General features: G+C 63.1%; 16 protein-coding genes. 6 read left to right on the forward strand and 10 right to left on the reverse strand.

Annotated features, from left to right (window positions below; translation table 11 throughout):
* Nucleotide 1: 1 nt before the first annotated feature.
* From BWR18_RS03150 to BWR18_RS03175, 6 genes are all read right to left on the reverse strand, one after another.
* A complete protein-coding gene (locus BWR18_RS03150) occupies nt 2–1,213 on the reverse strand; it encodes an acetyl-CoA C-acetyltransferase (protein ID WP_076626667.1) in 1,212 nt (403 codons plus the stop codon).
* Between the two features lie 96 nt (nt 1,214–1,309).
* Complete coding sequence (locus BWR18_RS03155; protein ID WP_076626668.1) at nt 1,310–1,942, reverse strand: glutathione S-transferase family protein; 633 nt, start codon at nt 1,940–1,942, stop codon at nt 1,310–1,312.
* 304 nt (nt 1,943–2,246) lie between these two features.
* A complete protein-coding gene (locus BWR18_RS03160) occupies nt 2,247–3,395 on the reverse strand; it encodes an acyl-CoA dehydrogenase family protein (RefSeq protein ID WP_076630088.1) in 1,149 nt (382 codons plus the stop codon).
* A gap of 33 nt (nt 3,396–3,428) precedes the next feature.
* Nucleotides 3,429–3,641, reverse strand: coding sequence for a hypothetical protein (locus BWR18_RS03165; protein WP_076626669.1), 213 nt, complete (start codon nt 3,639–3,641; stop codon nt 3,429–3,431).
* 47 nt (nt 3,642–3,688) lie between these two features.
* A complete protein-coding gene (locus BWR18_RS03170) occupies nt 3,689–5,470 on the reverse strand; it encodes an acyl-CoA dehydrogenase C-terminal domain-containing protein (RefSeq protein ID WP_076626670.1) in 1,782 nt (593 codons plus the stop codon).
* A gap of 27 nt (nt 5,471–5,497) precedes the next feature.
* Nucleotides 5,498–5,899, reverse strand: a complete 402-nt coding sequence (locus BWR18_RS03175; RefSeq protein ID WP_076626671.1) for a MerR family transcriptional regulator — start codon at nt 5,897–5,899, stop codon at nt 5,498–5,500.
* Nucleotides 5,900–6,179: 280 nt separating this feature from the next.
* Between BWR18_RS03175 and BWR18_RS03180 the strand changes: the two genes are divergently transcribed.
* Both BWR18_RS03180 and BWR18_RS03185 read left to right on the forward strand, forming a co-directional pair.
* Entirely contained in the window at nt 6,180–6,626 is a 447-nt protein-coding gene (locus BWR18_RS03180) for a universal stress protein (protein ID WP_076626672.1), read from the forward strand.
* 168 nt (nt 6,627–6,794) lie between these two features.
* Nucleotides 6,795–7,946 (forward strand): AI-2E family transporter, encoded by a 1,152-nt coding sequence (locus BWR18_RS03185; RefSeq protein WP_083957625.1) that lies wholly within the window; start codon nt 6,795–6,797, stop codon nt 7,944–7,946.
* On the opposite strand, the gene BWR18_RS03190 is transcribed toward BWR18_RS03185, so the two are convergent.
* Nucleotides 7,943–8,314: a MerR family transcriptional regulator gene (locus BWR18_RS03190; protein ID WP_076626673.1), complete on the reverse strand. Its 372-nt coding sequence runs from the start codon at nt 8,312–8,314 to the stop codon at nt 7,943–7,945. The genes BWR18_RS03185 and BWR18_RS03190 overlap by 4 nt on opposite strands.
* 124 nt (nt 8,315–8,438) lie before the next feature.
* Here BWR18_RS03190 and BWR18_RS03195 point away from each other — a divergent pair, with 124 nt between their 5' ends.
* From BWR18_RS03195 to BWR18_RS03205, 3 genes are read left to right on the forward strand one after another with little or no spacing between them, the layout of a single operon-like run.
* Nucleotides 8,439–8,867, forward strand: coding sequence for a PaaI family thioesterase (locus tag BWR18_RS03195; protein WP_076626674.1), 429 nt, complete (start codon nt 8,439–8,441; stop codon nt 8,865–8,867).
* Complete coding sequence (locus BWR18_RS03200; protein ID WP_076626675.1) at nt 8,864–9,364, forward strand: PaaI family thioesterase; 501 nt, start codon at nt 8,864–8,866, stop codon at nt 9,362–9,364. Before BWR18_RS03195 ends, BWR18_RS03200 begins: the two co-directional genes overlap by 4 nt.
* On the forward strand, nt 9,365–10,687 hold the full coding sequence (locus BWR18_RS03205; RefSeq protein ID WP_076626676.1) for an MATE family efflux transporter: 1,323 nt from the start codon (nt 9,365–9,367) through the stop codon (nt 10,685–10,687).
* Between the two features lie 88 nt (nt 10,688–10,775).
* Here the strand turns inward: BWR18_RS03205 and BWR18_RS03210 are convergent, their stop codons facing one another.
* From BWR18_RS03210 to BWR18_RS03220, 3 genes are read right to left on the reverse strand one after another with little or no spacing between them, the layout of a single operon-like run.
* Nucleotides 10,776–11,819, reverse strand: a complete 1,044-nt coding sequence (locus tag BWR18_RS03210; protein WP_076626677.1) for a quinone-dependent dihydroorotate dehydrogenase — start codon at nt 11,817–11,819, stop codon at nt 10,776–10,778.
* Complete coding sequence (locus BWR18_RS03215) at nt 11,816–12,244, reverse strand: DUF1330 domain-containing protein (protein ID WP_076626678.1); 429 nt, start codon at nt 12,242–12,244, stop codon at nt 11,816–11,818. Before BWR18_RS03215 ends, BWR18_RS03210 begins: the two co-directional genes overlap by 4 nt.
* Nucleotides 12,241–12,588, reverse strand: coding sequence for a DUF952 domain-containing protein (locus BWR18_RS03220; RefSeq protein WP_076626679.1), 348 nt, complete (start codon nt 12,586–12,588; stop codon nt 12,241–12,243). Before BWR18_RS03220 ends, BWR18_RS03215 begins: the two co-directional genes overlap by 4 nt.
* A gap of 141 nt (nt 12,589–12,729) precedes the next feature.
* Between BWR18_RS03220 and BWR18_RS03225 the strand changes: the two genes are divergently transcribed.
* Nucleotides 12,730–14,289, forward strand: coding sequence for a bifunctional metallophosphatase/5'-nucleotidase (locus BWR18_RS03225; protein ID WP_076626680.1), 1,560 nt, complete (start codon nt 12,730–12,732; stop codon nt 14,287–14,289).
* Nucleotides 14,290–14,310 lie beyond the last annotated feature (21 nt).

A 14,310-nucleotide genomic window follows, 5' to 3' on the forward strand; every position in this document is an offset into this window, starting at 1 on the left:
CTTACACGCGTTCAATGATTGTGGCCGCACCCATGCCGGAGGCGACGCAGAGGGTGGCAAGGCCGGTTTCCTTGTCGGTCCGCTCCATCTCGTCCAGCAGTGTGCCGAGGATCATGGCCCCGGTGGCGCCGAGCGGGTGGCCCATGGCAATGGCGCCGCCGTTCACGTTCACCTTGCCGTGGTCGACATCAAAGGCCTGCAGGAAGCGCAGGACGACGGCGGCAAAGGCTTCGTTAACCTCGAACAGGTCGATGTCGCCAATGTTCATGCCGGTCTGGGCCAGGATGCGTTCGGTGACGGGCACGGGGCCGGTCAGGTTGATGGTGGGATCGGTGCCGATCTTCGCGGTGGACCTGATGCGTGCGCGGGGTTTGAGCCCCAGCTTTTCGCCCAACTCCTCGTTGCCGATCAGCAGGGCGGCGGCACCGTCCACGATGCCCGAGCTATTCCCTGCATGGTGCACGTGGTTGATGCGCTCAAGGTGCGGGTATTTCATCAGCGCCACTTTGTCGAAGCCGGGCATGACCTTGCCCATGGCTTCAAAGGCGGGGTTGAGGGAACCCAGCGACTGCATGTCCGTCTGCGGACGCATGTATTCGTCATGGTCGAGGATCGGCAGGCCGTTCTGGTCGGTGACAGTGATGACCGACTTCTCGAACCGCTTGTCGTCCCACGCCTCTTTCGCGCGGCGCTGGCTCTCGACCGAATACTGGTCAACGTCATCGCGGGAAAACCCGTATTCGGTGGCGATCAGGTCCGCGCCGATGCCCTGCGGGGCAAAGTAGCTTTCCATGGCGATGGAAGGGTCAGCGGCGATGGCCGCCCCATCTGAGCCCATGGCAACACGGCCCATCATCTCGACGCCACCGGCGATATAGCCGTCACCGGCGCCGCCGCGCACCTGGTTGGAGGCGATGTTGACGGCTTCGAGACCGGAGGCGCAGAAGCGGTTGATGGCGATGCCGGGAATGGCTTCATCCAGGTCCGAGGCCAGCACAGCGGTCCGGGCGAGGTTGCCGCCCTGTTCCATAACTTGGGTGACGTTGCCCCAGATCACATCCTCGACCACGTGGCCCTCGATGTTGTTGCGCTCTTTCAGCGCGTTCAGGGTCAGCGTGGACAGGCGCAGCGAGGTCACCTCGTGCAGCGCACCATCCTTGCGGCCCTTGCCGCGCGGCGTGCGGATCGCGTCGTAGATATAGGCTTCGGTCATCGGGTTTGTCCTCCTGCCAAGTGGCGTGTCTTTGTCTTCAAGTGGGGTAGACCGGATGGTCTAATCAAGGGTGACGTTGCGGCGGTTCAGGTAAACTTACGCACGATCGGCAGGGGAGCCGGGCATGAGGTCGTAGGGCGCCTTCCAGCCGGGCTGGTCAGATATGTTGGTCAGCCAGCGGTCGATATTGGGCCAGTCGGCGCGGTCGAAGCCAAAGGGTTCGGGGTAGTAGAGGTAACCGCAGCAGCTCAGATCGGCGTTCGTGATCCCGTCGCCCACGATCCAGTCGCGTCCCTCAAGATGACTGTCCAGCACGGCATAGGCCGCTTTGAGACGCCCCTGGTTGAACCCAATGACCTCCTGAGGGCGCTTGTCTTCGGGCAGGAAGTTCATCAGGAAACGGGTCATCCCGCACATGGAACTGAGCTTGTGGTTGTCCCAGAGCACCCAGCGCAGCACTTCGTATTTGTCGTCCCCTTCGCCCCCGAACTTGCCGGTCTTGTCGGTGATGTACTGCTGGATGACGCCAGACTGGCTGATACAGTGATCGCCATCCTGAAGCAAAGGCGCCTCACCCATCGGGTTAAGGGCGCGGTACTCGTCTGTTCGCGCGGCGCCGCCGAAAAAGTCGACGAAGACCGGTTCCCAATCAAGACCGGAGAGTTGCAGCGCGAGGGCCGCCTTGTAGGAGTTCCCGCTTTCACCAAAGCAGTGCAGTTTGAAGGTCATGGGTGCGGGCCTTTCCGGTCTTGAGAATTGAGAAGGCAGGACCGGTGGGTTTCACACCCCCCGGACCCCCCGTGCGGTTTATCTGGCGAAATGAAGATGATCTCGTTTACGCCACATTAAGGTTAATGCCCCGATGGTAGATGGGCATGGCAGGCTGCGGGGCTGAGCCATGTGCGAAGTGAAGCCCTGCTTTCCCGGCCTCGGTGGACACCGCCCGCGGAAAGCAGGGTGGATCCTATCTTCATTTCGCAAAATAAACCGCCCCCGGAGGGCCGACCCGACACAAGCCGCTCCGCCAGACGCATCAAAACGCCCTCGCAATCAACTCTTTCATGATCTCGTTCGTGCCGCCGTAGATGCGTTGCACCCGTGCATCCGTCCACATGCCGCCGATGTCGTAGTCATTGGTGAAACCGTAGCCGCCATGGAGTTGCAAACACTCGTCCAGCACCCAGGCCTGGGTGTCCGTGGTCCAGTATTTGCACATGGCGGCCTTGTCGACGGTCAGTTCCCCGCGGATGTGTTCGGCCATACATTCGTCAAAAAAGGACCGGCTGACCATGGTTTTGGTCTTGGCCTCCGCCAGCTTGAACCGGGTGTTCTGGAATTGCAGGAGGTTGCCGCCGAAGGCTTCGCGTTCCTTGCAGTAGGCCAGGGTACGCTCCACTGCCCCTTCCATGGCACCCACGGCCGAACAGGCGATCACCAGCCGTTCCTGTGGCAGTTGCTGCATGAGTTGATAGAACCCCAGGCCCTCGGTGCCGCCGAGGATGTTTTCGGGTGCGATCTCGACATTGTCGAAGAACAGCTCGGACGTGTCCGAGGCGTGCATACCAATCTTGTCAAGGTTGCGGCCGCGTTGAAATCCCTCAGCCCCGTCGGTTTCCAGCACGACCAGCGACACGCCTTTCGAGCCCTGGGTCGGGTCGGTCTTTGCCGCGACCACGATCAGGTTGGCGTGTTGTCCGTTGGTGATAAAGGTTTTCGAACCGGTCAGCTGGTAGGCGTTGCCGTCGAGGGTGGCGCGGGTCTTGATCGCCTGCACATCGGACCCGGTTGACGGCTCTGTCATCGCCAGCGCGCCCACCAATTCGCCCGTCACCAGTTTGGGCAGCCAGCGCTGTTTCTGATCTTCGGTCCCATAGGCCAGCACGTAATGCGCAACGATGCCCGAATGGATACCGTGGCCCCAGGCCGCGAGGTTCGCGCGGGCCGCTTCGATGAGGATTGCGGCTTCGTGGCCGAAATCGCCGCCCGCGCCGCCGTATTCTTCGGGGATCGACGGGCAGAGCAGGCCCAGCTCGCCGGCTTGGGCCCAAGTCTCGCGGTCCATCTCGCCTTGTTTGCGCCAGCGGTCGAAATGCGGCGCCCATTCATTGGTGATGAACTGCGCCGTCATGTCGGCGATCATCTGGTGTTCTTCGGTCATCCATGTGGACGGACCGGCAGCCATATCTTTCATATCTCTCCTCCCCAGGAGATTGGATCAGCGCTTGCGCGCCTCCAACTCGGAATTGAACAGCCGCAGGCGGGCTGTCAGGTTTTCCTCGTTCATAACGCTATCGAAATTCTCGAACAGGAACGACAGGGCCTCGCCCTCGTCCAGACCCGCATCGGCGGCAAACCGCTTGAGGCGGCGATAGCCGTCTTCGGTCATGGCCACGGGAAAGCGGCGGGTCAGGCGAAAGCGTTTGGGCATGGTCCCTCCAAAAAAGTAAGGCGGGGGTGTCCCCCGCCTTACAGACTTTAGAAGTTTGCCGCTTCCAGTGCCATCACTGTATCCGCCCCCGACTGGATGCGCGTCAGGTGCAGCGCCGTGGCCGGCAATTGCCGCGCCATGTAGTAGCGACCGGTTGCCAGCTTGGTCTCGTGGAAGTCCGTGTCAGACGTGCCGTTCGCCAGCGCCTCGCGTGAGGCTTTGCCCATCTTGGCCCACATCAGGCCCAGGCAGACATGGCCGAACATGTGCATGAAGTCGTAGCTTCCGCTCAGCGCGTTGTTCGGGTTCGTCATGCCGTTCTGCATGAAGTACATGCCCGCGGCTTGCAGGTCCTTGGAGGCCACCTTGAGCGGCTCCAGAAACTCCTTGTCGAACGCTTCGTCCTGACCGGAATTGTCCTTGATGAAGGATTTGACCAGATCAAAGAATGCCATCACGTGCTTGCCGCCGTCCTGCGCCAGCTTGCGGCCCACGAGGTCCAGCGCCTGAACGCCGTTGGCCCCTTCGTAGATCATCGCGATGCGGGCGTCGCGGGTGTATTGCGACATGCCCCATTCCTCGATGTAGCCGTGACCGCCATAGACCTGCTGGGCCTTGATGGTGTTGTCATAGCCGACATCCGTCAGGAAGCCCTTGATGATCGGGGTCAGCAGCGACACCAGGCCGTCAGCGTCCTTGTCGCCAGCGCGGTGGGCAGCGTCGATCATGGTCGCCCCCCACAGGATGAAGGCGCGCGCGCCCTCGGCAAAGCTTTTCTGCTCCATCAGCGAGCGGCGGATGTCGGGATGCACGATCAGTGGGTCGGCGGGCTTTTCGGGCGCCTTGGCCCCGGTCACGTCGCGGCCCTGCAGGCGGTCCTTGGCATATTCAAGCGCGTTCTGATACGCGACCTCGGCCTGGGACAGGCCCTGCATGCCAACGCCCAAACGCGCTTCGTTCATCATGGTGAACATTGCGCGCATGCCCTTGTGCTCTTCACCCACAAGGTAGCCCACGGCGTCGTCGTAGTTCATCACGCAGGTGGAGTTGCCGTGAATGCCCATCTTCTCTTCGATGCTGCCCACCGAAACGCCATTGCGTGCGCCCAGGGAGCCATCGTCGTTTACGCATATTTTTGGAACAATGAAGAGCGACACACCCTTGATCCCCTCGGGCCCGCCTTCGATCTTGGCGAGGACCAGGTGGATGATGTTCTCGGCCATGTCGTGTTCACCGGCGGAGATGAAGATCTTCTGCCCCGTGATCCGGTAGGTGCCGTCATCCTGCGGGGCCGCCTTGGTGCGCATCAGGCCCAGATCGGTGCCGCAATGCGGTTCGGTCAGGTTCATGGTGCCGGTCCATTCGCAGGACACCATCTTGGGCAGATAGGTTTCCTTCTGCTGCTGCGAGCCGTGCGCCAGGATGGCCGAGGCCGCGCCATGGGTCAGGCCCTGGTACATGGTGAAGGCCATGTTGGCGGACGAGAACATCTCGCCCACGGCGGTGCCCATGACATAGGGCATGTTCTGGCCGCCGAACTCCTCGGGCATGTCCAGACCGGGCCAGCCGCCCTCTTTCACCTGCTCGAACGCGTCCTTGAACCCGGTGGGGGTGTAGACGACGCCGTTTTCCAACCGGCACCCTTCCTTGTCGCCCACGACGTTCAGTGGGGCGAGGACTTCGGAGGTCAGCTTGCCTGCTTCTTCCAGGATGGCGGAGGTGAAGTCGGCTTCCAACTCATCATAGCCGGGGATGTCGGACCCTGTGACGTTCAGGACGTCGTGCAGGATGAATTGCATGTCTTTGGTGGGGGGCGTGTAGCTTGGCATAAGTCTCTCTCCCTGGGTCTTTGTCGCTTATTCAGCGGCCTTTTTCGCTGTGTTCATCGAGGCGATCATCTTCTCACCCCATTTCAACTGGTCCTTAAGGTCGTCGATGGCCTCGGTCAGCTCATCGCGCTGGCGCTCCATGTCGGCCATGCGGTCGCGCGCGATGTCATAGGTGCGGGCCAGCTGGGTCTGTTGCTGGTCGCCCATGTCATAGAGGTCCAGAAGCTGGCGGATTTCCTCGAGGCTGAAGCCAAAGCGCTTGCCGCGCAAGATCAGCTTCAGCCGGGCGCGGTCGCGCTTGGTGAACAGGCGCTTTTGGCCGACGCGCTGCGGGAACAGCAATTCCTTGGCTTCGTAAAAGCGCAGGGTCCGCGGCGTGACGTCGAAGGCGTCGCACATCTCGCGGATGGTCATCGTTTTCTCGGTCATTCGGATCACTCGCATCTCGTGTTACGGCAAGGACATGGGACAGCCGCGAACTCAATGCAACCGTCAGGTGACGTTGACGTAAGTTGTACGTTGCGTCACTTTCAAGGTTGACGTGACCGTGACGTGCGTCAAGCGGTTTTTTGGATTTTTTCGACCGTGTCTTCTGGCGATGTCCATCACGCTGCGCTGCCGATTGGCGCCAATACGGCGTTGATTCAGGTCAAGGTTGGCACACGCCTCATCTCCTAGGCTGAAGGCTCAAGCGAACGGAGGATGAAGCATGTTCAGTAAAATCGTGGTGGGTGTCGACGGATCCGAAACCTCTGACAATGCGGTGCGGATCGCGTGCGATCTGGCCGGAAAATACGGCAGCGAAATCCACATCGTGCACACGCCGCAACCGCAAACCGTGGCCTTTGCCCTTGGGGCGGTGGCGGGCTATCACGCGGTCACGACCATGCCCAGCCATGACGAGGTGGTCAAAGCGGCGCAAAAGATCGTCGATGCCGCGACCGATGTGGCCAAGACATGCGGCAGCGCGGTTGTCAGCACGCAGATTGAACAGGGTGATCCTGGCGCAGAAATCACCGGGTTTGCCCAAAAGGTCGGCGCCGATCTGATCGTCACCGGACGGCGGGGCCTGGGCAGCATCGGCTCGCTCGTGCAGGGCAGCACCAGCCAGCAGGTCAACCACCTGGCCAAATGCGCCACGCTGTCCGTGATCTGACGGGCCAAGCAGTCACCCTGAAAGGCACTGATTTGGCCCGCGCCGGAACATAACCGGCCCGGGCGCGGTTTGTCCTGCACGCCCTACGGCTTGAAAAAGGAGAGACCGCGATGAACCGCATTATCTATCTGGTTGGACTTGTTGTAATTGTCCTGGCGATTGTGAGCTTTGTCCTCTGACCTTGGCGCGCCGCGCGCGCGCGCCACCTTGTCTGCCGCGATTGACCAGCCCACGGCACCGACGGCACCGCTTGACGGTGGCGTCAAGGCCGCCATCACAGTGCTGGCTGTGCTCGCTGTGCTTGCGGCGCTGTCCTTCGCCAGCGTCTTTGTGGTGCCAGTGATCCTCGCGATCCTCCTGGCCCTGGTGTTCAGCGGACCCTGCCGGTGGCTTCGGCGGCGCGGCATCCCCCAACCCGTCAGCGCCGCCGCAATCGTCCTGTCGCTGCTGTCGGGCGTTGCCTTTTTCGCCGCCGCCCTCGCGATCCCCGTGGCAGGCTGGATCGAGGATGCGCCGCGCATGGCGCAAGAGGTCGAATGGAAGCTGCGCAACCTTTCCGGCATGGCCGCCGCCGTGGTCGAGGCGGAAGAGCAGATCACCAAGGCCGCCGCAACAGCCGCAGCGGCAGATGAGGGTAATGGCCCGCTCGAAGTGGTGGTGGAAGAGCGCGGCCCCCTGACCGAAGTGGCCCTCGGCGCGCCGCTGATCGTGGCGCAGACCGTGTTCGTGCTGATCCTGACCTTTTTCATCCTTGCATCGGGCAGCCTGTTTCACGAACGGCTGGTGTCGGTCATGCCGAACTTTTCCGACAAGCGCCGCGCGATCAGTATCGCCTATGACGTGGAACGCGAGGTGTCGCGCTATCTATTGCACATCACGCTGATCAATGCGGGTCTGGGCATCGCGGTGGGCATCGCACTTGGCGCGCTGGGCATGCCGAACCCGCTGGCTTTTGGCCTTTTGGCGTTCGTGATGAATTTCGTGCCCTTTGTCGGGGCGCTGGTGGGGCTGGTCCTGTCCTTTGCCGTCGCACTTGTGAACCTGCCCAGCCTGTTCGACGCCTTTGTCGTGGCGGGGGTCTATTTCACGCTTACCTCAATCGAGGGGCAGGTGGTCACGCCCTGGCTGGTTGGGCGCAAGCTGCGCCTGAACACGGTGGTGATCCTGATTGCGGTGGCGTTCTGGGCCTGGCTCTGGTCGATCATGGGCATGATCATGGCGGTGCCGCTGCTGGTGACCATGTCGGTGCTGTGCAAGCATATCGACGCGCTCAAACCGCTGGGGGAGTTTCTGGCGGGGCCGGGGCCCGACAGGGCCTAGCCCTTCAACCCGCTCGCCACGCTGTCGCGCAGGCCCTGCAATTCGTCCCGCGCCTCATCCAGTTGCTTGCGTTGCTCGTCCAGCTCCTTGAGCTGCCCGTCCGCCAAGTCGACCCAGGCGCGCATCTGCGCCTCTGTCCCTTCGTTTTCATAGATCATCAGCCACTGCCGGATGTCTTCAAGCTGAAAGCCGAACTTGCGGCCGCGCAGGATCAGTTTCATTCGGGCGCATTCGCGGGGGCCGTAAAAGCGGGATCGCCCCTCGCGATCTGGTTGCAGAAGCTCGATATACTCGTAGTAGCGCAGCGTGCGCGGGGTCACATCGAATTCCGCGCACATCTGCTTAAAGCTCAAGCGGTCGTCTGCCATGGCTTGCCTTGTCTCCATCCCTGAACTTCAACCTAAGCCGCAGACACGGGCCGCGCAACAGGCGCCTTGCCCGAAGGCCGCAGAGCGCCCATAACTCGGGTTACAGACCGCGTGACGAGGCCCAATGTCCGATCCCGACAAACTGAAGTTAGCCCGCCAATTCATTGAAGCCATTCCACATTCCCGCGATCTGGGGATGCAGTTGACCGACATGGCCGACGGCGTGGCCGTGATCACGATGCCCTATGACACAAAGCTGATCGGAGATCCGGAGACGGGCGTGATCAGCGGCGGCGCGGTGTCGGCGCTGATGGACACCTGTTGCGGGGCGGCCGCGATGAGCCACCCCAAGAACCTCGCAGGCACTGCGACGCTTGATCTGCGCATCGACTACATGCGCGCTGCCACGCCGGGGCAAGCGATCACGACCCGCGCCACCTGTTATCACGTGACCCGTTCCGTGGCGTTCGTGCGGGCTACGGCCTGCGACGAGGATGCCGACAACCCTGTCGCCACCGCCACCGGCGCCTTCACGGTGGAGGGCAGCGCATGAGGCGGCCCGAACCCGTGCAGGTGGTCAAGCAACGCCGCGACGCCGCGCTGCGCGCGCTGGTGGATGGCGTGCCCTACATCCAGTATCTCGGCGTCACCTTTGACCGGCGCGGGGATGAGCTGACGGGCGTGCTGCCCTTTGATGAAAAGCTGATCGGCAACCCGCTCCTGCCCGCCCTGCATGGCGGCGTGACGGCCGCGTTCATGGAGATGACGGCGGTGATCACCCTGTCGTGGTCGTACCTTTGGGAAGACATCGAAAACGGCAGCCTCGATTTCGATCCGGGCGGCGGGGTGCGGATGCCGCGGCTGCCCAAGACGGTGGATTTCTCTGTCGATTACCTACGTTCCGGCCTGCCGCGCGACGCCTATGCGCGGGCGCGCATCAACCGCTCGGGGCGCCGCTATGCGTCGGTCCATGTCGAAGGCTGGCAGGACAACCGCGACCGGCTCTTTGCCCAGGCCACGGGGCATTTCGTCATGCCGCAGCGACGGTAGATGGAGGCGACCGCCCCACCGGCGCCGCTGAGCCACCGGCGCGTGCTGAAGATCGCGGTGCCCATCGTGCTGTCAAACGCCACAGTGCCGATCCTGGGGGCCGTGGATGTGGGCGTTGTGGGCCAGATGGGAGAGGCGGCACCCATCGGGGCCGTGGCCATGGGCGCCATCATCCTGACCACGATGTACTGGATCTTTGGCTTTCTGCGCATGGGCACGGTCAGCCTGGTGGGTCAGGCGGCAGGCGCAGGGGACGAGGACGAGGTGTCGGCCTGGCTGACCCGCGCGCTGCTGGTGGCGGGCGTCGGGGGCGCCGCGCTGATCCTGCTGCAAATCCCGATCTTCTGGGCCGCGTTCCAGCTGTCGCCCGCCAGTGCCGAGGTCGAAAGCCTGACCCGCGACTACCTGTTCATCCGCATCTGGACCGCGCCCGCGGCCATCGCCGTCTACGCACTCACGGGCTGGCTGGTCGCGATGGAGCGGACGGGCGGCGTGTTCTGGGTCCAGCTGGTGATGAACGGCGTGAACATCATCCTCAACTTCGTCTTTGTGCTGGGCCTTGGCTGGGGCGTGCCCGGCGTGGCAATTGCGACGGTCATTGCCGAGGTGATCGGCGCTGGCCTTGGCCTGTGGTTCTGCCGTGCCGCCTTTGCCCGTGCAGCCTGGCGCGAGTGGCCGCGCGTGCTGCGCCGGGCACAGCTGATCAAGATGGCGCTTCTCAACACCGACATCCTGCTGCGCTCGCTGATGCTGATGATCATCTTTTCCAGCTTCGTCTTTCTGGGTGCGCGCTTTGGCGATGTGACATTGGCGGCAAACGAGGTGCTGATCCAGTTCATGTATATCACGGCCTATGCCATGGACGGCTTTGCCTTTGCGGCTGAAACGCTGATCGCGCGGGCCTATGGCCGCCGCGATCCGGGCCGGGTGCGCCGATCGGCCATCATGACCAGCATCTGGGGGATGGTGGTGTGCGGGTCGACCGCGCTGGCGTTCCTGCTGGCGGGGCCATGGCTGATCGACGTGATGGCCAAGGACGCGCAGGTGCAGGCGGAGGCACGGGAGTATCTGCTGTATATGGTCGCCGCACCCCTACTGGGCTGCGCCGCCTGGATGCTCGACGGTATCTTCATTGGCGCAGGCCGTGGGCGCGACATGCGCAACATGATGGCGATTTCGTTTGTGATGTATTGGCTGGCGGTGCTGGCGCTGTTGCCATTGATGGGCAATCACGGGCTTTGGGCCGCGCTCCTCATTTCATTCGTCGCGCGTGGGGTGACGTTGGGGGTGCGGTATCCGGCCTTGGAGCGAGCGGCGGGGTGAGGACTGGGGCGCTTGCCCGTCGTCCATCGGGCTCGGACCGATGGCGCCCAAAGGACGACCACCCGTGGTATTTTTGGTCAGAAGAAGACTACAGCCAGTCCCTTGTTTCTGTGCCGACCGCTTCGGAGACCGATTGCAAGCCGTCCTGTCGCAGGTGCTCATCCAATCCTTCCGCGATGCGCGCAGCAAGGCTGAGCCCACCATAGACAAGCCCGGTGTAAAGCTGGACAGCCGAGGCCCCCGCGCGGATCTTGGCATAAGCGTCGCGCGCGTTCGAAATGCCGCCAACCCCGACAAGGGGTGTTTGCGTCAGGCCGTGCAGTTTCGCCAGCACGCGGGTGGATTTTTCAAAGAGCGGCGCGCCGGAAAGGCCACCCTTTTCCCGCGCATGCGCGCTGCGCAGCCCCTCCCGATCCAGCGTCGTGTTGGTGGCGATGATGGCGGCCACCCGCGCGTCCTCCGCCACCTTGGCGATGTCGGCGAGGTCCTGATCCGTGAGGTCCGGCGCGATTTTGAGGAACACGGGGATATCCCCGCGCACCTGCATCACCCCGTCAAGCAGGGCGGCCAGCGCCATCGGCCCCTGCAGGTCCCGCAGCTTTTCGGTGTTGGGGCTTGAGACGTTGACCGTGGCAAAGTCGATATGCGGCGCACAGTGCTGCAGCACCTTTGCAAAGTCTTCGGCCCGGTTGGCACTGTCCTTGTTGGCGCCGAGGTTCAGACCAACGGGCACGCCTTTGGGGCGTTTTGCCAGACGAGCGGCAATCGCCTCCATCCCATCATTGTTGAAGCCAAAGCGGTTGATGGCTGCGGCGTCCTCGGCCAGCCGGAAAAGGCGCGGCTTGGGATTGCCGGGTTGGGGCAGGGGGGTGGCCGCCCCCACCTCGATCCAGCCAAAGCCTGCGCGGCTGAGGGGGGCGATGGCCGTGGCATTCTTGTCGAACCCCGCGGCGAGGCCCACGGGATTGGGCAGGTCCATGCCCGCCAGCGTCGTGCGCAACCGGTCGCTGGTGACGGGGCCGGGCAGGGATGCCAGCGGTGTGTGCAGCGCCTTGAGCGCCAGTCCGTGCGCCGTTTCGGGGTCCAGCCTGCGCAGCGCCCGCGTGCCGATCTGTTCCAGCGCCTGTTTCATCCGAAGGTCGCGCCCCCATCCGCGGGCCTGCATCGGATCAGGCGCGAGGTCTTGACCGCCGCCTGCCGGTGGACCACCGCGCGTTTGTAGTCTGGGTCGGTGACCATCGCCAGAAAGGCTGCGGAATTGGGGTAGCGGGCAATGAACATGGCATCCCATGCCTCATCCGCCGGGCCGATCAGTGCGGTTTCAAACCCGCCGCGCCATAGGATAGTGCCCCCGACCTTTGCCAGCACGGGGCCGGAGTGCTTGCCATAAAGCGCATAGGCCTGCGTGCCCGTCAGCCCGTCGCGGGCCAGTTCGTGATCGCCGGGATAGTTTGCCAGATCGTTGAACCGGACGAGGTTCAGCATCTCGATAGGCGTGTCGCGGCGCAGGCCCTTGAACGCGTCGAACTGATCGCGGGTCGGGTCGATATGAGTCATGCGTCGAACCCGGCACCGGCGGGGAACTGATGCACACCGTCTTCCAGCGGCAGCGGCTGGGCCCAATGGACGTCAGACAGGCGCATCTCGCGGTAGAGATGCGGGAAGTCCGCACCGCCGCGCGACACCTCCCATTTCAGGTCATCGCCAAGCGCATCCGCATCGACCGCGATCAGGAACAGGTCGTCCTCGCCCGCAAAATGCTTGGCCGCCGTCTCTGCCGCCTGCGGAGCGGTGGAAAAGTGGACATACCCGTCCTGCACATCAATCGGTGCGCCCGGCGTGGTGCCGTTTTCGCGCAGGGCCGCCCATTCCGGGGCGCGGAAAATCTTGTAAATCAGCATGAGCGCCTGATGCCCATTGCCCAAGCGCTGGTCAAGTGCGCGCTGTCACCGAATTGTTGCGTGCGTTCCCTAAGGAACCGCTTTGACTCGTGGCGCGGATTGCTGTCACGTAACTGTCATATTCAACAAGGGAGACACCGCATGACCCGATTTTTGATGGGCACGGCCGCCCTGGCGCTGAGCGCTGGCATGGCATCCGCCGACTACACGCTGCACATTCTGCACACCAACGACATGCACAGCCGCATTGAATCGATCAACCGCTTCGATTCGACCTGCAATGCCGAGGGCGAGGCCGAAGGCGAATGCTTTGGCGGTGTGGCGCGGGTCAAATCGGCCATCGACGCCAAGAAGGCCAGCCTGGACAACCAGAACGTTGTTGTTCTGGACGCAGGCGACCCGTTCCAGGGCTCGCTCTTCTACACCACGTACAAGGGTGCGGCAGAGGCCGAGTTCATGGAAAAGATCGGCTATGACGCCATGGCCGTCGGCAACCACGAATTCGACGATGGCCCGCCAAAACTGGCCGAGTTCATCGACGCGGTGAGCTTTCCCGTGATCTCTGGCAACCTTGACCTGTCGGCCGAGGACACGCTGAGCGGCAAGGTCGAAAACCACGTCGTGCTCGAGGTGGGCGGCAAGAAGATCGGCATCGTCTCGGCGCTCGCCACCGACACGGTCGAAACCTCCTCGCCCGGTCCCAACGTCGTATTCCAGGACGAGATCGAGGCGCTGCAGGCTGACGTCGCCACGCTGCAAGGCGAAGGAGTGGACATCATCATCGCGCTGAACCACGTGGGCCTGAACAAGGATCTAGCCATTGCCGAGGCCGTAGACGGCATCGACGTGGTGATCGGCGGGCACAGCCACACGCTGATGTCCAATGACGACGCCGAAACACCGGCATACCCCACCATGGTGGGCGATGCGGCGGTCGCGCAGGCCTATGCCTATACCAAGTATCTCGGCCACCTGACTGTCACTTTTGACGATGACGGCAACGTAACGGCGGCCTCGGGCGATCCGATGCTGCTCGATGCCTCGGTCGAGCCCGATGCCGACTTCCTCGCCCGCATCGCCGAAATGGGCGCACCGATCGAAGAGATGAAAACACGCGTCGTCGCCGAAGCCGCCGAAGCCATCGAAGGCGACCGCTCGGTGTGCCGCGCGATGGAATGCCCCATGGGGTCGCTCATCGCCGACGCGATGCTCGACCGGGTGGCCGATCAGGGGATCGAGATCGCGATCCAGAACGGCGGTGGCATCCGCGCCTCAATTGACGCGGGCGAAATCACGATGGGCGAAGTGCTGACGGTGCTGCCCTTCCAGAACACGCTGTCCACCTTCCAGGTGCCCGGCTCGGCCATTGTCGCCGCGCTTGAAAACGGCGTGGGCCAGATCGAAGACGGCGCGGGCCGCTTCCCGCAGGTTGCGGGCATGAGCTTTGCCTTTGACGTGTCAAAGCCCGCAGGCGAGCGCGTCAGCGACGTCATGGTCGGCGGCGCGCCCATCGAGATGGACAAGGTCTATGGCGTGGTCAGCAACAACTACGTGCGCAATGGTGGCGACGGCTACGCGATGTTCGTGGATGCCGAAAACGCCTATGACTTCGGACCGGACCTGGCGGACGTGACGGCAGAGTACCTGGCCGCGCAGGGGCCGTTCACGCCCTATACCGACGGTCGGATCACGGCGAAGTAACGGCCGAGGGCGCAGGACACC

This window comes from Tateyamaria omphalii (assembly GCF_001969365.1).
Classification (GTDB): Bacteria; Pseudomonadota; Alphaproteobacteria; order Rhodobacterales; family Rhodobacteraceae; genus Tateyamaria; species Tateyamaria omphalii_A.